Annotated in this window: 16 protein-coding genes; 7 read left to right on the forward strand and 9 right to left on the reverse strand. The window is 70.7% G+C overall.

Going from position 1 to position 21257, the window contains the following annotated elements; all coding sequences use genetic code 11:
* The first annotated feature begins 194 nt into the window (after nucleotides 1-194).
* Nucleotides 195-3161: an AAA family ATPase gene (locus ACH4YP_RS12190; RefSeq protein ID WP_398490471.1), complete on the forward strand. Its 2967-nt coding sequence runs from the start codon at nucleotides 195-197 to the stop codon at nucleotides 3159-3161.
* A gap of 12 nt (nucleotides 3162-3173) precedes the next feature.
* On the opposite strand, the gene ACH4YP_RS12195 is transcribed toward ACH4YP_RS12190, so the two are convergent.
* The 6 genes from ACH4YP_RS12195 to ACH4YP_RS12220 all read right to left on the reverse strand — a co-directional run bounded on the left by ACH4YP_RS12195 (nucleotide 3174) and on the right by ACH4YP_RS12220 (nucleotide 13038).
* Nucleotides 3174-6545, reverse strand: a complete 3372-nt coding sequence (locus ACH4YP_RS12195; protein WP_398490472.1) for a S8 family serine peptidase — start codon at nucleotides 6543-6545, stop codon at nucleotides 3174-3176.
* 108 nt (nucleotides 6546-6653) lie between these two features.
* The gene (locus tag ACH4YP_RS12200) at nucleotides 6654-7676 is read right to left on the reverse strand and encodes an ABC transporter (RefSeq protein ID WP_398490473.1); all 1023 of its coding nucleotides are present in this window, start codon (nucleotides 7674-7676) and stop codon (nucleotides 6654-6656) included.
* Nucleotides 7673-8629 carry an ABC transporter ATP-binding protein gene (locus tag ACH4YP_RS12205; RefSeq protein WP_398490474.1) on the reverse strand — a complete coding sequence of 319 codons (957 nt, stop codon included), beginning with the start codon at nucleotides 8627-8629 and terminating at the stop codon, nucleotides 7673-7675. The genes ACH4YP_RS12200 and ACH4YP_RS12205 overlap by 4 nt, the downstream gene beginning before the upstream one ends.
* Nucleotides 8626-9039: a GntR family transcriptional regulator gene (locus ACH4YP_RS12210; protein WP_361060832.1), complete on the reverse strand. Its 414-nt coding sequence runs from the start codon at nucleotides 9037-9039 to the stop codon at nucleotides 8626-8628. The genes ACH4YP_RS12205 and ACH4YP_RS12210 overlap by 4 nt, the downstream gene beginning before the upstream one ends.
* Nucleotides 9040-9228: 189 nt before the next feature.
* Nucleotides 9229-10596 (reverse strand): hypothetical protein, encoded by a 1368-nt coding sequence (locus ACH4YP_RS12215; protein WP_398490475.1) that lies wholly within the window; start codon nucleotides 10594-10596, stop codon nucleotides 9229-9231.
* A 126-nt stretch (nucleotides 10597-10722) separates the two neighbouring features.
* Nucleotides 10723-13038 (reverse strand): heterodisulfide reductase-related iron-sulfur binding cluster, encoded by a 2316-nt coding sequence (locus tag ACH4YP_RS12220; RefSeq protein WP_398490476.1) that lies wholly within the window; start codon nucleotides 13036-13038, stop codon nucleotides 10723-10725.
* 440 nt (nucleotides 13039-13478) lie between these two features.
* Here ACH4YP_RS12220 and dnaK point away from each other — a divergent pair, with 440 nt between their 5' ends.
* From dnaK to ACH4YP_RS12245, 5 genes are all read left to right on the forward strand, one after another.
* Nucleotides 13479-15344 carry a molecular chaperone DnaK gene (gene dnaK, locus ACH4YP_RS12225; RefSeq protein ID WP_055615524.1) on the forward strand — a complete coding sequence of 622 codons (1866 nt, stop codon included), beginning with the start codon at nucleotides 13479-13481 and terminating at the stop codon, nucleotides 15342-15344.
* A complete protein-coding gene (grpE, locus tag ACH4YP_RS12230; protein WP_361060825.1) occupies nucleotides 15341-16009 on the forward strand; it encodes a nucleotide exchange factor GrpE in 669 nt (222 codons plus the stop codon). Before dnaK ends, grpE begins: the two co-directional genes overlap by 4 nt.
* A gap of 87 nt (nucleotides 16010-16096) precedes the next feature.
* The gene (gene dnaJ, locus ACH4YP_RS12235) at nucleotides 16097-17293 is read left to right on the forward strand and encodes a molecular chaperone DnaJ (protein WP_143640121.1); all 1197 of its coding nucleotides are present in this window, start codon (nucleotides 16097-16099) and stop codon (nucleotides 17291-17293) included.
* Between the two features lie 7 nt (nucleotides 17294-17300).
* Nucleotides 17301-17768, forward strand: a complete 468-nt coding sequence (locus tag ACH4YP_RS12240; protein WP_361060823.1) for a heat shock protein transcriptional repressor HspR — start codon at nucleotides 17301-17303, stop codon at nucleotides 17766-17768.
* A 314-nt stretch (nucleotides 17769-18082) separates the two neighbouring features.
* On the forward strand, nucleotides 18083-18598 hold the full coding sequence (locus ACH4YP_RS12245) for a hypothetical protein (RefSeq protein ID WP_361060821.1): 516 nt from the start codon (nucleotides 18083-18085) through the stop codon (nucleotides 18596-18598).
* Between the two features lie 28 nt (nucleotides 18599-18626).
* Here the strand turns inward: ACH4YP_RS12245 and ACH4YP_RS12250 are convergent, their stop codons facing one another.
* From ACH4YP_RS12250 to ACH4YP_RS12260, 3 genes are read right to left on the reverse strand one after another with little or no spacing between them, the layout of a single operon-like run.
* Nucleotides 18627-19367 (reverse strand): class I SAM-dependent methyltransferase, encoded by a 741-nt coding sequence (locus tag ACH4YP_RS12250; RefSeq protein ID WP_398490477.1) that lies wholly within the window; start codon nucleotides 19365-19367, stop codon nucleotides 18627-18629.
* Nucleotides 19367-19561 carry a DUF397 domain-containing protein gene (locus ACH4YP_RS12255; RefSeq protein ID WP_361060817.1) on the reverse strand — a complete coding sequence of 65 codons (195 nt, stop codon included), beginning with the start codon at nucleotides 19559-19561 and terminating at the stop codon, nucleotides 19367-19369. The genes ACH4YP_RS12250 and ACH4YP_RS12255 overlap by 1 nt, the downstream gene beginning before the upstream one ends.
* Nucleotides 19562-19571: 10 nt before the next feature.
* Nucleotides 19572-20453 (reverse strand): helix-turn-helix domain-containing protein, encoded by an 882-nt coding sequence (locus tag ACH4YP_RS12260; RefSeq protein WP_398490478.1) that lies wholly within the window; start codon nucleotides 20451-20453, stop codon nucleotides 19572-19574.
* 258 nt (nucleotides 20454-20711) lie between these two features.
* On the opposite strand from ACH4YP_RS12260, the gene ACH4YP_RS12265 reads away from it, so the two are divergent.
* Nucleotides 20712-21143 carry an ATP-binding protein gene (locus ACH4YP_RS12265; protein ID WP_398490479.1) on the forward strand — a complete coding sequence of 144 codons (432 nt, stop codon included), beginning with the start codon at nucleotides 20712-20714 and terminating at the stop codon, nucleotides 21141-21143.
* The last annotated feature ends 114 nt before the right edge of the window (nucleotides 21144-21257 follow it).

Raw genomic sequence — 21257 nt, forward strand, 5'->3', positions numbered from 1 at the left:
TGCGACGCGTGTGGTCGGCGCAATCGTGGATCACCACGAGACACACCACGAGATCGGCGGCACCGGGGTCCGCTCCCGCGGGTCGTGTCGAGCGCGAGGCGGCGCAGGCGGCCGTGGGTCATGTCACGCAACGGTGGCCTCGCTCCCCGCCGTCCCACACAGCGGAACGCACGACGGCCACGAGGGAGGCAGGGATGTCCGTAGCGTTGCGGGAGCGCCGGGAGGAACTGGAGCTGGTGGCCGCCGAGGCCGAGCGCGCCCGAGCCGGAGCCGGCCGTCTCGTCCTGCTGCGCGGCGCCACCGGCACCGGCCGTACCGCGCTCCTGGAAGCCGTCGCCGAGCAGGCGGAGGCGGCCGGCATGCGCGTACTGCGGGCCCGCTGTTCGCCGGACCAGACCTCCGTACCGTTCGGCGCCGTCTTCCAACTCCTCGCGCACGGACCCGGGTTCGACTCGGCGGCCGGAGAGGAGCCGGATCCGCCCGGCACCCCGCCCCACCGGGGCAGGTCCGCGCGGCTGTGGCGTCTGCTGCGCGGTTACGCCGATGACGCGCCGCTCCTCGTGGCCGTGGACGACGTGCACCTCGCCGACGGGTCCTCGCGTCGCTGGCTGGTCGAGGCCGTGCGGCGCATCGACCGATTACGCGTACTGATGGTGGTGACCGAGCGCAGCCAGTACGACATCGATCCGCCGGCCGACGGGCTGGTGCACACGCTCTCCCCCGCCCTCGTCCGCACTCGCACGCTGGCGCCGCTGAGCGCCGACTCCGCGGCGGAGCTGGTCCGTTCGGCCCTGGGCCGGCCCGCCCCGGCCGACTGGGTGGACGACTGCGTACGGGCGGGCGCGGGCAGTCCGCTGCTGCTGCGCGCCCTGCTGGACGACATCGGGGGCACTGCCCCGGAGGCCGTCCCCGCGGCCCTTCCGGACAGTTGCGCGGCGCTCTACCCCGGCTCCTACGCGGCCGCCGTCTCCTGGTGGCTGGACAGCGCCGGGCCCACGACCACCGAGGTCGCCCGTGCGCTCGCCGCCCTGGACGACGACGAGGAGGACGACGAGAAGGACGGGGACGGCGAGGGCGGCCGGGGCGGCTACGGGGACGCCGACGCCGGGCTGCTCGCCAGGATGGCGGGCGCCGACCCCGCCCGCGTACCGGGCTGGCTCACCGCGATGACCGGCCTCGGGCTGCTGCGCCCCGGCCCCGGCGGGCGGCCCCGCTATGCCCATCCGCTGCTGCGGGACGCGGTGCTGAGCAGCTGGTCGGGCGCCCTGCGGCAGCTGGCGCACCACCGGGCGGCCGAGGCGATGCTGCGTCGCGGCGACCGCGCCGAGACGGTGGCCGGGCAGCTGCTGCGGTCCGCCCCGGTCGGCGAGGCGTGGGCGACGGGTGTCCTGGTGGACGCCGCGGACCGGGCCGTCCGGGACGACCGCAGTGACGACGCCCTGGCGTTCCTGCGCCGCGCCCTCGACGAGCCGATGCCGGACGCCCGCCGGAGCGTGGTCCTCACCGAACTGGGCTCGCTGGAGTACGCCACCGTACGGTCGACGGCCGGGATACCGCGGCTCGCCGAGGCGATGCGGCTGCCGGGGCTGCCCCGCGACCGGGTGCGCGCGGCGGTGGCGCTGGGCACGGCGCTGGCCCGGCGGGGTGAGGCGCGCGCCGCGGTCGACGTGCTGCGCGGCCTTGAGGACGAGCATCTGACGGGCCATCCGGACCTGGTCCGCACGGTGCACACCGCCTCGGCGCTGCTGTCCGACCACGACCCGGGGACACGGCGGGAGGTGTACCGCTGGCTGCGTGAGACCGCCGAGCGCTCACCGCAGCTGGTCGGCACGGCCGGGCAGGCGCTGCTCGTGCGGTACGAGTCGACGGCCGGGCTGACCTCGGCGGCCTCGGCGATGCGCCGGATCCGCGCCCTGCTGGCGCGGCCGGCCGACCCGCTCGCGGAGGGGTTCCTGCTGGGCACGGCCGCCGCGGTCGCCCAGTGGGCCGATCAGCTCGACGAGGCCGAACGGCTCGTACGGCGCGGTCTGGCCGGGCAGCGCCCGTCGCTGCTGCACCCGATGCACCTGGCACTGCTGAACGTACGGGTCGACATCGCCGCCGCCCGCGGCGCGTACGCCGAACTGCTTGCCGATCCAAGGGTGTTGAGCCCCGTCGTAGGCCGGCCGGATCCGGCCAACGCGCAGGCCCACGCGCTGATCGCGCTCGTCGAGACGGGCCGCACGGAGGAGGCCACCCGTCTCGCGGACGGCTTCGACCTCCAGAACCCGTACGAATCCTGGGAGTTGAACCGCTTCCTGTACGCGCGCGGTGTGCTGCGCGCGGCCACCGGCGATCCGGCGGGCGCGCTCGGCGACTTCCTGGAGTGCGGGCGCCACCAGTCGGCGCGGGACGTGGCGAGCCCGGTCGTCACCCCCTGGCGTACCGCGTCGGCGGAGTGCCAGCTGGCGCTCGGCCGGCCCCGCCAGGCCCTGGCCCTGGCCGAGGAGGAACTGCGCCTCGCCACGGTGTGGAACACGCCCCGTGTCCTGGGCCGGGCCCTGCGCGTCCTCGGCACGGCGACCGGCGGCCGACGCGGCCTAGAGCTGACGGAACGGGCGGTACGGGTCCTGCGGCGGGGAGCCGGCGGGGACGGGGCGCCGGACGGGACACCCGAGGCGGCTTCCGAGTCGACATCCGAGCCGGCATCCGGGGAGGCCTCCGACGGCGGTGGCGGGACCGTGGCCCCGGGCGGAGAGCCGGTCGACACGGAGCTGATTCCGGCGCTGATCGCACAGGGGCGCCGGCTCACCGCCGCCGGGGAGCGGGCGCGGGCCCGCGAGGCGCTCCGTGAGGCGGCCGAACGCGCCGAACGGCTGGGCGCGGTCCGGATGCGGGCGATGGCGGAGGCCGCCCTGCGCGAGGGCGGCGCCCGCCGCGCGGCGACGGCACGGACGGGGTCCGGGTCGCTCACCGCCAGCGAGCGCCGGATCGCGGAACTCGCCGCGCAGAGCCGTACGAACGTGGAGATAGCGGAGCTGCTGCACCTGGCCCGGCGTACCGTCGAGACCCATCTGACCAGTGCCTACCGCAAGTTGGGCATACGCCGCAGAGCGGAACTCGGCGCCGCGCTCACGGACGCCGGGTCCCGCTCGGGCCCGCCCGAGGAGAAACGGGCATAGGCAGTGCGTGCCCTACTTGGTGGTGCGATAGGCGCTGTAGATCGTCTGGTTCAGGGTGTTGCCGTCGGCGTCGGTGAGGGTGGCGCGCAGTGAGACCGTGCCGGGCTTGGCCGGGCTGCGCAGCTTGAGGTGCTTGCCGTCCACGGAACTGGCCTTCTTCCAGGTCTTGCCTCCGTCGTAGGAGACGGCGAAGGCGAGCTTGCGCAGCGAGGCGACCTCGGTGGCCGCGCCCTCAAGGGTGAAGGGCACGGTGAGGGTCGTCCTGGCCTTGGCGGTACTGGCCGTCGTCAGCTTCGGAGCGAAGCGGACGACCGTCAGCGGCAGCCGCTCGGGCGTGTCACCCGCGGCATGCGCCGAGGCGAAGGTCCAGGCCGCGGCGACCCGGGTGCTGACCGCGGACTGCGACGGGTCGCGGGAGACGTCCACGGCGAGGCGGTAGTTCCGCTTGCCGGCGGGCAGGGTGTACGAGGAGTCGGCGTCCAGCTCGTCGTTCAGCGCGAAGATCTTCTTGCCGTCGGCGTACAGCGAACTGGCGGCCTTGGTGAAGAGGGAGGACCCCAGGTTGCCCCCGCCGTCGGAGAACAGCGGCAGGTACGCCGAGAAGCTGTCGCCGGAGCGCACCGCGCCCGGCCGGTCGATACCGGTGGACAGCGGGCCCGAGGGCAGGTGCGGGCCGAAGACACCGGTGTTGAAGCGCAGGGTGTACTCCTTGCCCGCCGCGAAGGTTTTGGGCGGGCTCGCCTGGTTGTTCTCCACGGGCGTTTCGTCGTCGGCACCGGACGCGCTGTGTTGGTTCGCCTGGTAGAACCACTTGACGCCGTCGGGCAGCACGTAGTCGGTGCCGGTCGTCGGCAGAGCGGCCTCGGTCGGGAACGGGTTGTAGTAGCCGCCGGGCGTCAGCGGCACCACGACGAGGTGTGTGCGCTTGCCCTTGGCGGGCGCCCCGACGACCACCTTGACCTTGGCGAGCTGTGAGCGCTTGACGTTCTGCGTGAAGCCCGACAGGTCGCCCGTACGGTTCCAGGCCAGCCGGTAGTTGACGGCCTTGTCCGTCCACGTGCCGTGGTAGGTCGCGGACGCCTCGCGGGCCGACACGGGTGCGCCGAACTGCGCGACGCGGAAGTTGCCCAGGGCGGTGGCGGTGTAGATGCCGCTGTAGGGCTCGTTGTTGACGTTGAGGTGGTAGTAGAACACGGCACCTCTGGGCTTGGCCTTGCCGTCCGGCACGGTGACCCGTACGGGCTTGGCGGTACGGGCGTCCATGACCAGGGTGGTGTCCTTGGTCAGCGCGAACCTGGGCCGCAGCAGCAGGGACCAGCCGATGTCGCCGGTGGGGAGGGTGCCTTCGAGGGAGTAGAGCCCCTTCGGGAGGCGGACGGTGGCCTCGCCGTCGGACTTGTCGAGGATGTCCTGCCAGAGGTCGTTGTCCAGGCCGAACAGGGTTGTCACGCCCTCGCCGTCGGCCTTGCCCTTGAGGTCGAGGTGCTTGATGGTCAGGTTGTACGACTCGATCTCGCGGTCGACGCCGATGGCGGTCCGTACGGTGCTGCCGCCACCGGCGGCCGTCACCGACCCGCCGAAGGCGCCCTCGGCCGTCCCCACCCGCGTGTCGGCGGTCACGGTGGCGGTCGCCTCGCCGCCCGCCGGGACGGTGAGTTGCTTCGGCGAGACCGTGAACAGACCCTCGGCGGCGGGCTTTCCGTCGTTGCCGTAGGCCTCGGTGGTCAGGTCCAGGGTGAGCGGCCCGGTGCCCGCGTTGCGGTAGGTGACCGTTTTGGCCACGGGCTTGTCGTCGGTGTGCGGGTACTGCTGGGTGCCGAAGCCCAGTGAGGTCGGGCTGCTGGTGAGCTGCTGGGCGATCGCGGCGGCGACGTCCACCCGGCCGGTGCCCTGCGTGTACGCGGAGGTGGCTGCGAGCGGCTTCGCGGAGGCGGTGAGGGCGGCCTTGATCCGCTCACCGGTCCAGTCGGGGTGCTGTTGGGCCAGGATCGCGGCGGCGCCCGCCACGTGCGGGGTGGCCATCGACGTACCGCTCAGGGAGACATAGCCGTCGGCGGCGGGGTCGCCCATGAAGCCTTCGGCGGCCTTGGCGGCGACGATGCCCACGCCCGGCGCGGTGATGTCGGGCTTGAGGGAGCCGTCGGCCGTGGGACCGCGGCTGGAGAACTCGGCGATGGCGTCCTGCCGGTCGACCGCTCCGACGGTGAGCGCGGCGGCGGAGCTGCCGGGGGTGCCGATGGTGCCCTCGTCGGGACCCTCGTTGCCGGCGGCTATCACGAACAGGGCGCCGGAACCGGCCGACAGGTCGGCCACGGCCTGCTCGACGGGGTCGATGCCGGGGGCGTCGGTGCCGCCCAGGCTCATGTTGACGACCTTGGCACCCTGCGCGACGGCCCACTGCATACCGGCGATGACACCGGAGTCCTCGCCCGAGCCTTCGTCGTCGAGCACCTTGCCGACCAGGAGCCGGGCGCCGGGTGCGACTCCCGCGTACTTGGTGCCCGCGGGAGACGCGGCCCCGGAGCCCGCGATCGTCGAGGCCACGTGCGTGCCGTGGCCCGCGCGGTCGACGGTGTCCGCGGCGGCGGAGAAGTTCTTCTCCGCGTCGATACGGTCCTTCAGGTCCGGATGCGTCGCGTCGATGCCGGTGTCGAGGACGGCGACCTTGACACCCTTGCCGTCGTATCCCGCCGAGTGGGCAGCGGGCGCGCCGATCTGCGGCACGCTCCTGTCCAGGCTCGCCTTCACCTTGCCGTCCAGCCAGATCTTCCTGACCTTCGAGGAGCCGGTGCCAGTGGTGAGCGTCTCCCACAGCGCGGAGCCCTCGGACTTACGGGCGCGTACGGCGTCGCCGTTGATGCTCGGCAGGTCCCGGCGGACCGTGGCGCCCGAACTCCGGAACGTACCCTCCGACACGGACGTGCCCTTGTCGTACGTGACGATCAGCGGCACGTCGGAGCGGCGGGCGTCGTCGTAGCGCCCGCCGACCAGCCGCTTCACGTCGAACAGCCGCCGGTCCACCGTGCCGTTCGCGATCAGCTTCTCGGCGTCGCGCGGCACGACATACGCGTGAGACGCGGCCTGCTGGATGCGGAAGGCGATCCCCTCGCGGCCCTCGGCGGCCACCACACCGGTGACCTTGCCCTTGGCGTCCAGGGCCACCTTGTCGCCGGTCACGAGCGTGACCGTCCTGGCGGAGGCGGAGGCGGAGGAGGAGGCGGGGACGGGGGTTTCGGCGGGGGCGGCCTGGGCGCTGCCGGAAGACGCGCCCGCCAGCAGCCCGGCGCCGAGCGCCGCCGCGAGGGCGGCCGCTGCCGGTGCGGTCGTGACCGCTCGTTTCCTGTGGTGGCGCGACTGCTGGTGCGCCTGCTTGTGCGGCTTCAACTCAAGCCTTTCGTAAGGGCTTTGGGCAGCATTGGGGCACGGCGGAGCGGCGGTTCGGCCGCTCGGCCGTGTACGAAGTGGAGGATCGGGTCAGGCGATGGCGCTCGGTCAGACGAGGCGCTTACGACCCCAGAGGATGACGAACGCCGCGATGCCGGCGGTCAGGGCCAGCAGGATCGAGGCGCCGAGCCACTGCATGGAGGACATCTGGGAGATCGGGATGTACTCGACGTTCCAGCCGACGACCTGTGCCTTCTCCAGGCAGGCGTTGGCGGCCTTCTCCGACTCCACGTTGCAACTGCCGTAGCCGATGAGGTCGCCGGACGCGGTGAGGTAGGACTGGTCCAGGACATGGGCGCCGTCGGGCAGCTTCGGGAACTTCTCCGCCCCGACACCGTTGCTGGTCGTGGCGGTGATGACGTCCCCGAGGGACATCCGGAAGTGCGACCACACCAGCTGCACGGCGACGGCGAAGCCGAGGGTGACGGCCATGGACAGCAGGGTCCGGCGCAGCAGCATGCCGATCGCGATACCGCCGACGACGGTGAGCAGGGCGAGCGCCACGGGCACGGGTCCACTGCTGTCGAAGGCGAGTCCGTCGGACCAGGCCAGCACGTACGACGACGACTTGACCGGCGACCACCACCAGGTGAACACGGCGGAGGCCGCCGCGGTGGACACCGCGACCACGAGTGCGGTCACCCCGAGCTTGGTGGCGAGCCAGCGGACGCGGCTGGTGGACTGCGAGTTGACCAGCTTGACGGTGCCGTTCTCCAGGTCCCCGGCGAGCAGCGGCGCGCCCAGGAAGACACCGATCAGGAGGGGCGCGTAGCCGAGCAGCTGGCCGGAAATCCTGAGCGGCGCCTGGTCGAACTTCTCCTCCCAGTCGGACTTCGCGTCCGGCCAGCCGTAGCCGTCGAGGTACGTCACCATCTGCTGGCGCCAGTAGACCATCACCGCGACGGCGATCGCGGCGGTGATCAGCAGGGTCCAGTAGGCGCCGCGGTGCTGACGCCAGACGAGCCAGTTCATGCCGCTGAGCCGCAGGCCACGGCCACGGTCGGCCCGGGGGTGGGCGGATTCGGCGGGGGCGGGGCTGCCGGTGCTGCCGGTGCTGGTCATGGTGCTCATGCCGCCACCGCCTGCGGGGCGACGTAGGAGCTGGGACTGATCAGGGGTGGTGCCTCGGGGGAGCGCAGATAGGCGAGCAGGAGTTCCTCCAGGTCCGGGGTGCTCGCCTGCCACGGGCCGCCGCTGAGCGGCCCGTCGGGGCGGACCAGCGCGGTGAACTGCCGTCCGCTGGTGCGGGTTTCGACCACCGTGTGGTACGCCAGCTCCGCGGGCGTCCGCCCGTCGGAGTGGACCCCGGTGAGCACGGCGTGGGCGGTGCGGAGTTCGTCGACCTCACCGGCGAGCCGCAGCCCACCTTCGGTGATGACCAGCAGGTAGTCGCAGGTGTTCTCCAGCTCGGCGATCATGTGGGTGGACATCAGCACGGTGGTGCCGCGCTCGGCGGCCTCGGCCAGCAGGGTGCTCATCAGCTCGTGGCGCACCAGCGGGTCGAGGTCGGACATCGGCTCATCGAGGAGCAGCAGGTCGGGGCGCTTGCCGAAGGCGACGGCGAACGCCACCCGGGTGCGCTGGCCGCCGGAGAGGGTGCCGATCTTCGCCTCGAAGGGCACGTTGCCCGCGCGGACGATGTTCTCGGCGGCCCGCTGGTCCCAGCCGGGGTTCAGCTCACGGCCGAGGCGCAGGGCCTCGGCGACGGTGAAGCGCTTGAACAGCGGCTTCTCCTGGGCGAGGAACGCCGTACGCCGACTGGCCTCCGCGGACTGCGGGGCCGCGCCGAACACCCGCAGGGTGCCGGTGGTCGGCGCCAGCAGGTTGGCGGCGATGGACATCAGCGTGGTCTTGCCGGCGCCGTTGGGTCCCACCAGGCCGCAGATCCGCCCGGCCGGCAGCCGGAAGGAGCAGTCCCGCAGGGCCCAGCCCCGGCGGTACTTCCTGCCGACCGCGTGGGCCTCTATCGCGGACTCGCCAGTGAGGTCCCCGTGCCCCCAGTAACCCGTCCCGTTGCTCATCATCCGTGCCCCCTGCTTCCGGCGGCCGCCCTGGTCCCGGCGTACCGCTCCTCCATCACGGACGTGACCAGCGCGGTCACGTCCTCCTGCTCCAGACCCGCTTCGTGGGCCCGGTCCATCCATGCCTCCAGCTCGCCCCGCAGTGGTGAATCGGCCCCCGCCTGAGGAAGGGCCAGCGACTGGCGGACGAAGGTGCCCAGACCCGGTCGCAGTTCCACCAGGCCCTCCCGGTCCAGCTCGCGGTAGGCCTTGAGCGTGGTGTTCGGGTTGACCGCGGAGGTCGCCGCGACGTCCTTGGCCGTCGGCAACTGGTCCCCGGGCACGAGTACGCCCAGACGCAGGGCCTGCTTGGTCTGCTGGACGATCTGCTGATAGGCGGCCACCCCGCTCCGCCTGTCGATCCGGAACTCCAACCTCCGTCACCACCCTTTAGCTAATGAACTAGTGGATTGATGATGGAGATGATGGAGCACAGATCGCGTACCTGTCAAAGCCCCCAGGCCACCGACATGCGTAGGCCCTCCCGCACACCGATCTGCGGGAGGGCCTACGCGAATCTCTGGGGGACGGGGACGGGGACGGGGACGGGGACGGGGACGGAGTCAGCCCGTGCCGGTGAACCGCCCGTCGTCGAACGTCACCAGGTCCTTGCCGTCGCCGTCGACGACCCAGATGTACGTGGGTCCCCGCTCGGGCGTCGTCCGGCGCAGGACGACCTCGGCGCGACCGTCCCCGTCGAAGTCGCGTACGGCGGCGATGTGGGCGTACCGCTCGGGCTTCTTGAGGTCGCGCTTCGCGCCCGGGACCCGGGCGGGACCGAAGCGGTCGAGGGCGCTGGTCCGCACGTCGGAGCGGCTGCCCAGCAGGCCGCGGACCACGGTGACCTTCGCGGGCAACGGAAGCCCGCCCGACAGGTCGTCGACCAGCAGTTCGTCGCGGCCGTCACCGTCCAGGTCGCCGGTGACGAGGTCGCCGACCAGGTCCAGTTCGTACGGGCGTGACGGACCGCCGTCGCCCGGGAAGACGGTGAAGGTGCCGTTCGCACCGGGTGCCTCGCCGTCGGCCTCGTAGTTGCGGCTGCCGTCGTCCCCGATGACGACGTCGCCCTTCTCGTCCCCGTCGAAGTCGCCGAGGGCGACCGCGCTGCCCGTCCCCAACTGCCGTGCCCGCGTGGCGAATCCGGCCGGTCCGTCGCCCGCGTGGAGCAGGGCGGCCGGGGCCTGTCCGCCGTCGGTGGCACCCGGGTCGACCGCGGCGACCAGGTCCGCGGTCCGGTCGCCGTCGGCGTCACCGGCGTGGAGCGTGTACGGGGCCGTCGCGTAGAGGCCGGTGACGGGGCCGGGGCGCCCGCCACCGGTACGGGCCGGCTCGCCACTCCGGTCGAACGGGCCGTACCGGATGCGGAATTGAGGCCTGTCGACGGTGTCCTCCACGGCGGGCAGGTCGAGCAGTCCGTCGCCGTCGAAGTCGCCGGGGGTGCCGGTGACCGCGGGCAGGGTCGTGTCCGGGGTCTTCGGGTCGGGGCCGGTCGGACCGCTCCAGACGACATGCTCGCCGAACTTGAGGTCCGCGTACCCGTCGGCGTCGAGATCGGCGAGGACCGGGTAGGAGGGCAGGGGCGTGTCCGACTCCGCCGGGACAGCGGGGTCTTCGGGCTTCAGGACCGTCCGCGTGGCCGGGTCGAGGCCCTCGGCGGAGCCGTAGACGATGACGACGGAGTTCCGCTCGGCGTCTCCGCCGCCGCCCCCTTCGGACGAGGTGAGGTACGCGAGGTCGGGATGGCCGTCACCGTTCACGTCGTCGGGGACCTTGCCGCCCGTGCCCCGGGGGACGGGGGAGGCGGGGATGGGCGGCGCCGGGGCCGTCGTGGCGGGGGAGGCCTCGCCCCTGCCCCGGTCCGTGTCGTCCTCGCCGGCCCCGTCGTCCCCGCATCCGGCGGCGCACAGCACCACGGCACACACGCCTGCCACTGCTCCTCGTAAAGCCCTCATCCGACGACAACACCCCATGTCCCGGGGCTGAACCAGGACATGGGGTGCTTCGTTACGGGGATGTGCCACTCGGGCCACCGGCCGGTTCGCCGGCCGGGGCTCCGGTCACTTCACCGGCTGCGGCTCCGGCGCGCTCTCCGACTCGGCCTCGCCCGCCGGGGGCTCGTCGTCGACCGGGGTCTTCACGGAGTCGAGCAGCAGCTGGGCCACGTCGACGACCGTGATGGACTCCTTCGCCTTGCCGCCCGCGACGGAGTCGCTATCGGCTGCAGCCTTCTTGCCGTTGACCGAGTCGGTCAGCATGACCAGGCAGAACGGGCAAGCAGTCGAAATGATGTCGGGGTTGAGGGAAAGCGCCTCGTCCACGCGCTCGTTGTTGATGCGCTTGCCGATCCGCTCCTCCATCCACATCCGCGCGCCACCGGCGCCGCAGCAGAAACCGCGCTCCTTGTGGCGGTGCATCTCCTGCTGGCGCAGGCCCGGGACGGCCGACATGATCTCGCGCGGGGGCGTGTAGATCTTGTTGTGACGGCCCAGGTAGCAGGGGTCGTGGTAGGTGATGAGGCCCTCGACCGGGGTCACCGGGACCAGCTTGCCCTCGTCGATCAGGTGCTGGAGCAGCTGGGTGTGGTGGATGACCTCGTAGTCGCCGCCGAGCTGCGGGTACTCGTTGCCCAGGGTGTTGAGGCAGTGCGGGCAGGTCGCGACGATCTTCTTGGCGGACTTGGGCTTCTTCGACTCGGCGGTGAAGTTGCCCTCGTCGTCCATCTCCTCGCCGAAGGCCATGTTCAGCGCGGAGACGTTCTCCATGCCGAGCTCCTGGAAGAGGGGCTCGTTGCCCAGGCGGCGGGCGGAGTCACCGGTGCACTTCTCGTCGCCGCCCATGATCGCGAACTTGACGCCCGCGATGTGCAGCAGCTCGGCGAAGGCCTTGGTGGTCTTCTTGGCGCGGTCCTCAAGGGCACCCGCACAGCCGACCCAGTACAGGTAGTCGACCTCGGACAGGTCCTCGATGTCCTTGCCGACGACCGGGATCTCGAAGTCGACCTCCTTGGTCCACTCCAGGCGCTGCTTCTTCGCCAGACCCCAGGGGTTGCCCTTCTTCTCCAGGTTCTTGAGCATCGTGCCCGCCTCGGACGGGAACGCGGACTCGATCATCACCTGGTAGCGGCGCATGTCGACGATGTGGTCGACGTGCTCGATGTCGACGGGGCACTGCTCGACACAGGCGCCGCAGGTGGTGCAGGACCACAGCACGTCGGGGTCGATGACGCCGTTCTCTTCGAGGGTCCCGATGAGGGGCCGCTCGGCCTCCGCGAGGGCGGCGGCGGGCACGTCCTTGAGCTGCTCCGCGGACGCCTTCTCGTTGCCCTCCATGTCCTTGCCGCCACCGGCGAGCAGGTAGGGGGCCTTGGCGTGGGCGTGGTCCCGCAGCGACATGATCAGCAGCTTCGGGGAGAGCGGCTTCCCGGTGTTCCAGGCGGGGCACTGCGACTGACAGCGCCCGCACTCGGTGCACGTGGAGAAGTCGAGGATGCCCTTCCAGGAGAACTGCTCGACCTGGGACACCCCGAAGACGTCGTCGTCGCCCGGATCGGTGAAGTCGATCGGCTCGCCGCCCGACGTCATCGGCAGCAGGGCGCCCAGCGCGGTGCCGCCCTCGGCGTTCCGCTTGAACCAGATGTTCGGGAAGCCGAGGAAGCGGTGCCAGGCGACACCCATGTTGGTGTTCAGCGCGACGGTGATCATCCAGATCAGCGAGGTGCCGATCTTGATCATCGCGACGAGGTAGACGAGGTTCTGGAGCACGCCGAGGGAGAGCCCCTTGAAGGCGAGGACCAGGGGGTACGAGGCGAAGTACGCGGCCTCGTAGTGCTCGACGTGGTGGACCGCGCCCTCAAGACCGCGCAGGGTGTAGATGGCGAGGCCGATGGTGAGGATGACGTACTCGACGAAGTACGCCTGCCAGGCCTTCGAGCCCGCGAAACGGGACTTGCGGCCGGCCCGGGAAGGCAGGTTCAGCAGCCGGATCGCGATGAGCACGACGATGCCGACGATCGTCATCACGCCGATGAACTCGGTGTACATCTCGAACGGCAGGAAGCCGCCGATGACGGGCAGCACCCAGTCCGCCTCGAAGAGCTGGCCGTAGGCCTGCGCGAGGGTCGGCGGCAGCGTCAGGAAGCCGATCGCGACGAACCAGTGGGCGAAGCCGACGATGCCCCAGCGGTTCATCCGGGTGTGACCCAGGAATTCCTTCACCAGGGTGATCGTGCGAGCCTTGGGGTTGTCGGTCCGGCTGCCCGCAGGCACCGGCTGGCCCAGCTTCACGAACCGGTAGATCTGCGCGACGGCTCGGGCGATGAGCGCAACGCCGACCACGGTCAGGACCAGCGACACGATGATCGCGGCGAGTTGCATTTCGGGACTCCTCGGGCCTGCGAGGTTCTCTTCGGGGCGGGTCTCCCGGTACCCCGAAGATTGATTACTAAGCGGTAACTTATGCAGTCCTCTGAGACTACCCACTCCTGTGTCCGCACTGTAGTCAGGGGTGCGGTGATCTGCGTCGCTGAGGCTTGCCTGAGTGAACCAGGTGTTGGTCGACCTGTGCCCTGTGTCGGGGCTCCGCGGGGGGCTGCGCCCCTTTAGGGGCGCGGGGCGGTGACACTATGCGGCTCCGCCGCGTGGGCGCGGCCAGCACCGGCCGACCCGCACCCACCAGCCGACCCGCAGGTCAGGGCTCAATTGCGCGTAAGGGTGAGATAAGAGTTGAGCCCCCACGACTCACCTCTGTTGACCCAGCGGTGAGCGTCGTGCACACTTGAGCCTGTTCCACTCAAGTCATTGCTGGAGGAATTGAAATGGCACGTGCGGTCGGCATCGACCTGGGCACGACTAACTCCGTCGTCAGCGTTCTGGAGGGCGGTGAGCCCACCGTCATCACCAACGCCGAGGGCGCCAGGACCACGCCGTCCGTCGTCGCCTTCGCCAAGAACGGTGAGGTGCTCGTCGGAGAGGTCGCCAAGCGCCAGGCGGTCACGAACGTGGACCGGACCATCCGCTCTGTGAAGCGTCACATGGGCACGGACTGGTCCATCGAGCTCGACGGTAAGAACTTCAACCCGCAGCAGATGAGCGCCTTCATCCTGCAGAAGCTGAAGCGCGACGCCGAGGCGTACCTGGGCGAGAAGGTCGCGGACGCGGTCATCACCGTCCCGGCGTACTTCAACGACTCCGAGCGCCAGGCGACGAAGGAGGCCGGCGAGATCGCGGGCCTGAACGTCCTGCGCATCGTGAACGAGCCCACCGCGGCGGCCCTCGCGTACGGCCTCGACAAGGACGACCAGACGATCCTCGTCTTCGACCTCGGTGGCGGCACGTTCGACGTGTCCCTCCTGGAGATCGGCGACGGCGTCGTCGAGGTGAAGGCCACGAACGGCGACAACCACCTCGGTGGTGACGACTGGGACCAGCGCGTCATGGACTACCTGGTCAAGCAGTTCTCCGCGGGCCACGGCGTGGACCTGGGCAAGGACAAGATGGCCCTCCAGCGCCTCCGCGAGGCCGCCGAGAAGGCCAAGATCGAGCTGTCCAGCTCCACCGAGACCTCGATCAACCTGCCCTACATCACGGCGTCCGCCGAGGGCCCGCTGCACCTGGACGAGAAGCTCACGCGCGCCCAGTTCCAGCAGCTGACGGCCGACCTGCTTGAGCGCTGCAAGACGCCGTTCCACAACGTCATCAAGGACGCGGGCATCCAGCTCAGCGAGATCGACCACGTCGTTCTCGTCGGTGGCTCCACCCGTATGCCCGCCGTCGCCGAGCTCGTCAAGGAGCTGACCGGCGGCCAGGACGCCAACAAGGGTGTGAACCCGGACGAGGTCGTCGCCATCGGCGCCGCCCTCCAGGCCGGTGTCCTCAAGGGCGAGGTCAAGGACGTCCTGCTCCTCGACGTGACCCCGCTGTCCCTCGGTATCGAGACCAAGGGAGGGATCATGACCAAGCTCATCGAGCGCAACACCACGATCCCGACCAAGCGGTCCGAGATCTTCACGACGGCCGAGGACAACCAGCCGTCCGTGCAGATCCAGGTCTACCAGGGCGAGCGCGAGATCGCGGCGTACAACAAGAAGCTCGGGATGTTCGAGCTGACCGGTCTGCCGCCGGCCCCGCGCGGGGTCCCGCAGATCGAGGTCGCCTTCGACATCGACGCCAACGGCATCATGCACGTGACCGCGAAGGACCTGGGCACGGGCAAGGAGCAGAAGATGACCGTCACCGGCGGCTCCTCGCTGCCGAAGGACGAGGTCGACCGCATGCGCCAGGAGGCCGAGCAGTACGCGGACGAGGACCACCGTCGCCGCGAGGCCGCCGAGTCCCGCAACCAGGGCGAGCAGCTCGTCTACCAGACGGAGAAGTTCCTCAAGGACAACGAGGACAAGGTCCCCGGTGACGTCAAGACCGAGGTCGAGACGAGCATCGAGGAGCTGAAGACCGCGCTCAAGGGCGAGGACACCACCGAGATCCGTACGGCCACCGAGAAGGTCGCCGCCGTCTCCCAGAAGCTCGGCCAGGCGATGTACGCGGACGCCCAGGCTTCGCAGGGTGCCGCGGGCGCCGAGGCCCCGGGTGCCGACGAGGGCGCCGGTGCCAAGGCCGCCGACGACGACGTCGTGGACGCCGAGATCGTCGACGAGGACCGTGACCGCAAGGACGGTGCCGCGTGACAGAGGAGACCCCGGGCTTCGACGAGCAGCCCGACGTCCCCTCCGGCGCCACCCCTGAAGACGCCGAGCCGAAGCCTGCCCCCTCCGCGGAGGAGGGGGCGGCCCAGGCCGGGGACGCGGCAGCGACAGCACAGATCGCGGGCCTCACCGCCCAGCTGGACCAGGTGCGCACGGCGCTCGGCGAGCGCACGGCGGACGTCCAGCGGCTCCAGGCCGAGTACCAGAACTACCGCCGCCGGGTCGAGCGCGACCGGATCGCGGTCAAGGAGATCGCCATCGCGAACCTCCTGACCGAGCTCCTGCCCGTGCTCGACGACATCGGCCGCGCGCGGGACCACGGCGAACTGGTCGGCGGCTTCAAGTCGGTGGCCGAGTCGCTGGAGACCGTCGCGGCGAAGATGGGCCTGCAGCAGTTCGGCAAGGACGGCGAGCCCTTCGACCCGATGATCCACGAAGCCCTGATGCACAGTTACGCACCGGACGTCACCGAGACGACGTGCGTGGCGATTCTGCAGCCGGGGTATCGCTTCGGCGAGCGCACCATCCGCCCCGCGCGGGTGGCCGTCGCCGAGCCGCAGCCGGGCGCGCAGCCGGTCAAGGGCGACGAGACGGACGGGACCCAGGCGGCCGACGACAAGGAGAGCGGTGGCCCGGACGAGGGCTGACGTGAAACAGGGCGTACGCGCGCCCGTATGCACCACGAACACCAAGCGCGTACGTGATGGTGACGTGCGGAAGGAGGGGCGTCGAGGATGAGCACCAAGGACTTCATCGAGAAGGACTACTACAAGGTCCTCGGCGTCCCCAAGGACGCCACCGAGGCCGAGATCAAGAAGGCGTACCGGAAGCTCGCCCGCGAGTACCACCCGGACGCCAACAAGGGGAACGCGAAGGCCGAGGACCGCTTCAAGGAGATCTCCGAGGCGAACGACATCCTCGGGGACCCCAAGAAGCGCAAGGAGTACGACGAGGCCCGCGCCCTCTTCGGCAACGGCGGGTTCCGGCCGGGACCCGGCGCCGGAGGCGGCAACTTCAACTTCGACCTGGGCGACCTCTTCGGAGGCGGCCCGGGTCAGGGCGGAGCGGGTGGCCAGGGCGGCGCCGGCGGCTTCGGCGGTGGTATCGGTGACGTGTTCGGCGGGCTGTTCAACCGCGGTGGCGCCACCACCGGCACGCGTACGCAGCCGCGGCGCGGCCAGGACATCGACACCGAGGTCACGCTCAGCTTCACGGAGGCGGTGGACGGGGCGACGGTTCCCCTCCGCATGACCTCGCAGTCCCCCTGCAAGGCCTGTTCGGGCACCGGCGACAAGAACGGCACACCGCGCGTGTGCCCGACCTGCGTCGGCACCGGCCAGGTGGCGCGGGGCTCGGGCGGCGGCTTCTCGTTGACCGACCCGTGCCCGGACTGCAAGGGCCGCGGCCTGATCGCGGAGCACGCGTGCCTGGTCTGCAGCGGCTCGGGGCGCGCTAAGTCGTCCCGCACCATGCAGGTCCGTATCCCGGCCGGGGTGTCGGACAGCCAGCGCATCCGGCTCCGCGGCAAGGGCGCACCGGGCGAGCGGGGCGGGCCCGCGGGCGATCTGTACGTCACGGTGCATGTGGACGCGCACCCGGTCTTCGGCCGCAAGGGCGACAACCTCACCGTCACCGTGCCCGTCACCTTCACGGAGGCGGCGCTCGGCGGCGAGGTCCGCGTGCCCACGCTCGGGGGGCCTCCGGTCACCCTGAAGCTGCCCCCGGGCACACCCAACGGCCGTACGATGCGCGCCCGCGGCAAGGGCGCGGTCCGCAAGGACGGCACCCGCGGGGACCTGTTGGTCACCGTCGAGGTGAGTGTTCCCACGGACGTGACGGGGAAGGCTCGTGACGCGCTAGAGGCGTATCGCGAGGCCACCGCGGACGAGGATCCGCGGGCGGAGCTGTTCCAGGCCGCGAAGGGAGCATGAGGACACCATGGACGCAACCGGACGCCGTCGACAGAGTTCCTATTCCGCATATGAGCTGACGGAAGAAACACCGGTGTACGTCATCTCGGTGGCCGCCCAGCTCTCCGGCCTGCACCCGCAGACCCTCCGCCAGTACGACCGCCTCGGCCTGGTCTCCCCGGACCGCACGGCCGGGCGCGGCCGGCGCTACTCGGCCCGCGACATCGAACTGCTGCGCACCGTCCAGCAGTTGTCGCAGGACGAGGGCATCAACCTCGCCGGCATCAAGCGCATCATCGAGCTGGAGAACCAGGTCGCCGCGCTCCAGTCCCGCGTCGCGGAGATGGAATCGGCCCTGGACGGCGCGGCGGCGGCCATGCAGCAGCGCGAGGCCGCCGTCCACGCCTCGTACCGCCGCGACCTGGTCCCGTACCAGGAGGTCCAGCACACGAGCGCGCTGGTGGTGTGGCGCCCCAAGCGACAGCAGTCGGACTGACGCGGACCGACACCACGCCGGCCACAGGACGGCGCCCGCCCCGGACCTCGGGGCGGGCGCCGTCGCGTGTGCGAGGCGGTAAGTGTCTGTTCAGTCCCAGCGACACGCCGCATGCACGGCGTGTCGCTGGGACTCGGACGCCACTTGCCTTCGAAGCGGATGGTGGTGAAGGGGGCGCCGCGCGGGGAAGGCGAACTCCGGGCCCCTCCTCTGTGTTGCGATCATGTACTGGACTACTGATCTACTGACCTACCGATCGACGGACCGACGGATCGACGGATCCGATGGATTCACGGGGGGAATGGAGCTTTTCCATGGCCATGGTGGGGCTGTTCTGGATCGCCGAGGGCGATGTGTATGTGGGGGCGAAACCGTCCGGGCGTGCCCCGGGGGTGCGGCTGACGCCGGAGGGGGTCGTGTCGCTCGGTGACGGCAGCTCGGACCTGTGGCCGTGGGACGAGGTGTGTGGGCTGACCGTCGGGGATGTCCCGCTGAAAACCCTCAAGCGTCGGATCAGCGTGATGCTGGACATGGTGCTGACCGTGACCAGCCTCGGCGACACCGACACACCGCCCATGATGAGCGTCATCGTCGAAACCGCCGACGGGACCACCGACTTGACCGTGTACGCGGCGGCGTCCACCTACTCCCAGGAGGAGTACGACCTCTCGCTGTCCCTCCTGTCCCACCTGACGGCGGGCGAGGCCACCCTGCGGGCGACGCTGGCCGCCATGGCGCAGTGGGGCCGGGTGCAGGAGGACGGGTCGCCCCGGGCGGCGGAGCGGGAGAGGCTGCTGCGGGAGTGGGTGGGGGTCGGCAGCCTCTCGTGAGCGAGCGGGCGAGCGGGCGGGCCCGGCATCAGGCGGGGCCGGCTCCCGGTCGTAGCGCGACGAAGACGAACTCCCGGCCCGGGCGGTCGGGAGCGTCGCGGACGTCCTCGACGACGTACCCCTGCGCGGCCAAGTCCGCCTCGATCTCGTCGCGTTCACGGAAACGGAGGGTCGATTCCGAGATCAGCACCTCTCCGTCCGCGGCGAACACGTAGCTGCTGCGGAACGTCACCAGCGGCCCGTCGACCTCGACCAGCTCGTCCCAGGTCTCGACCGCACCGACGCCCGGAATCTCCGTAACCCCGTACGACGACTCGCGGTTCCACTTCTCCCAGGCACGCCGAGCCGGATCCCGGGTCTCGAAGACGAAATGCCCGCCGGGCCGCAGGGCTTCGTAGGCGCCCCGCAGGGACTTCCGCCACGCCTGGGGATCGACGATCTGCTGGGCGGCGTTCGCCGTCATGGTCGCCAGGTCGGCCTGGAGCGGCGGGAGGGTGGTGGCATCACCATGGATCCAGCGCACCCTTTCACTGCCGGGCTTGCCCCGGGCCACATCGAGGGACGCCAGCGCCGGATCGACACCGACGACCTCGATCCCACGATCGGCGAGCAGCAACGCGAACACACCGGTCCCACAGCCGATGTCCAGCACGCGCCGCGCCCCGAACTCCTCCGCGATACGGACGTACGCGTCGAGGTCGCTCCGATCGGGATCGAGCGGGTCGTAGACAGCGGCAAGCCGCGGATGCCCGAAGGCCTCGCCCGCCATCAGGAGCGGGGGCGCCCGGCAGTACGGGCGTGGTGCAGCAGCCCTGCGAGGCCCTGCGGGGCGGTGGCGAGGATGATGTCCGGGGTGTCGCTCTCGCGGAGGCGGAGGGTTCCGTCTGGGGCGGTGGCTATGTTGAGGCAGTTGCCTTCGGGGCCACCGCTGAAGGATGACTTCTGCCAGGTCAGCTCAGACATGCGGGCCTCCCTAAAGGGTGTAGAGGAGATGCTGGATGAGAGCCAGCGAGTCCTTCACCGAGTGTGCTTCGGGGGCCAACGATACGTCGATGGGGGCGAGGGCGCTCTCGGTGAGGTGATCGAACAGCGCGGTGTACTCCAGCAGTTGGTCCTGGTCCGTCAAGTAGCGGGAGCCCAGAGGCGCTTCGAGCAGGACGGTGCCCAACTTCGGGTTGGCGGGCACGAAGTGGGCGAAGTTCCCGCTGAGCGCCGCGTAGGCCTGGGCGCTGAACGGGTAGATCTGGATCGTCACCTGAGGCAGCCGAGCCAGCTCGACGAGGCGCAGCAACTGCTCTCGTACGACGTCGACGCCCCCGAACCGCATGTGCAGCGCCGCTTCGTGGATGACGGCATGCACTGACGGCGGGTTGTCGAGCGTGAGGATGCGCTGGCGTTCCATACGGAACCTCAGGGCCTCCTCGATGTTGTCGAACCCCAGTTTGGGGCTGCTGAAGATGGCGCGCGCGTACTCGGCGGTCTGGAACAGCCCTGGGATGAACAGCGGTTCGTGGGTCCGGATGCTCACCGCCGCCGATTCCAGCTCGGCCAGGTCGAGCGCGCCAGGGCCTCTGCGTTTCTTATGCGCACTCCACCAGCCTTTGCCGCTGGCTTCGGACGTGGCGACCAGCGCCGCGACATAGGGCTCGTCCGCGCACCCGTACACCCGGCACAGGTCGCGGAGTCGTTCCGTGAGGATCGAGGTGCGGCCCAGCTCGATGTGGCTGAGCTGGCCACGGCTCATGCCAATGCGTTCGCTTGCCTCCCCGGCGCTCAATCCTGCCTGTTCGCGCAGTTGTTTGAGTTCGAGGCCGAGTCGGCGCTGACGTTCGCTGATGGCGGTCCGCAGTCCCACGTACATCTCCTTGATGGCGTGCCCAGAGTCTGCCGCCTGCAAGGGAGTTGGTCCACCGCTTCGAGTGACTTGGTTGCGCATAAGAACCCAGAAGCTCTACCGTCGGTGTTGGAGCAGTTACTCACTGAAGCCGTCCAACTCCCCCTGCCCACAAGCCGACAGAGCACCCGCCCCTCCACCCAGGAGCGCTCGGGCAAAGCCATCGTCGGGCGCGGGGCCGATCGCCACCCCCCCCACCTCCGACTGGAGCCGACGCCCATGAACCCCGCCCGCCGCGCCGCCCACCGCCCCGCGCAACTCGCGTACGAATACAGCCTGTTCGCCCCCGCGGACGCCACCGCACCCCGCGTCTGCCGGGACTTCGTACGGGCCGTCCTGTTCACGCACGACTGCGAAACCCTCGTCATGCCCGCCGCCCTGTGCACCTCGGAGCTCGTCACGAACGTCCACCTGCACACCAAGGGCGCCGCCATGCTCCGGGTCCGCCTGAATCCGGCCCGGCTCCATGTGAGCGTCTTCGACGAGAGCCCCGATCCACCGGTCGTGGCGCACCCGGCCGCGGGGGTCGTCGCCTGCTGGGGGCGAGGGCTCGCCCTGGTCGAGGAGGTGGCGGACACATGGGGCGTCGCGGACGGGAGGACGGGGCGGTACGCGAAGGGGGTTTGGTTCGAGCTGTGGCCGGCGGGGTGAGTCGTTTCTGCTTCATCTGTTCGAGTGAACAGCGAACGTTTCCGCAGGTGAGCCCATGTGGCTGCCTACCGTGACGGCGTTGCTTGTGCCGCAAGCACGCCCAGCCCACACTTG

This window comes from Streptomyces sp. NPDC020747 (genome assembly GCF_044334695.1).
Lineage (GTDB): Bacteria > Actinomycetota > Actinomycetes > Streptomycetales > Streptomycetaceae > Streptomyces.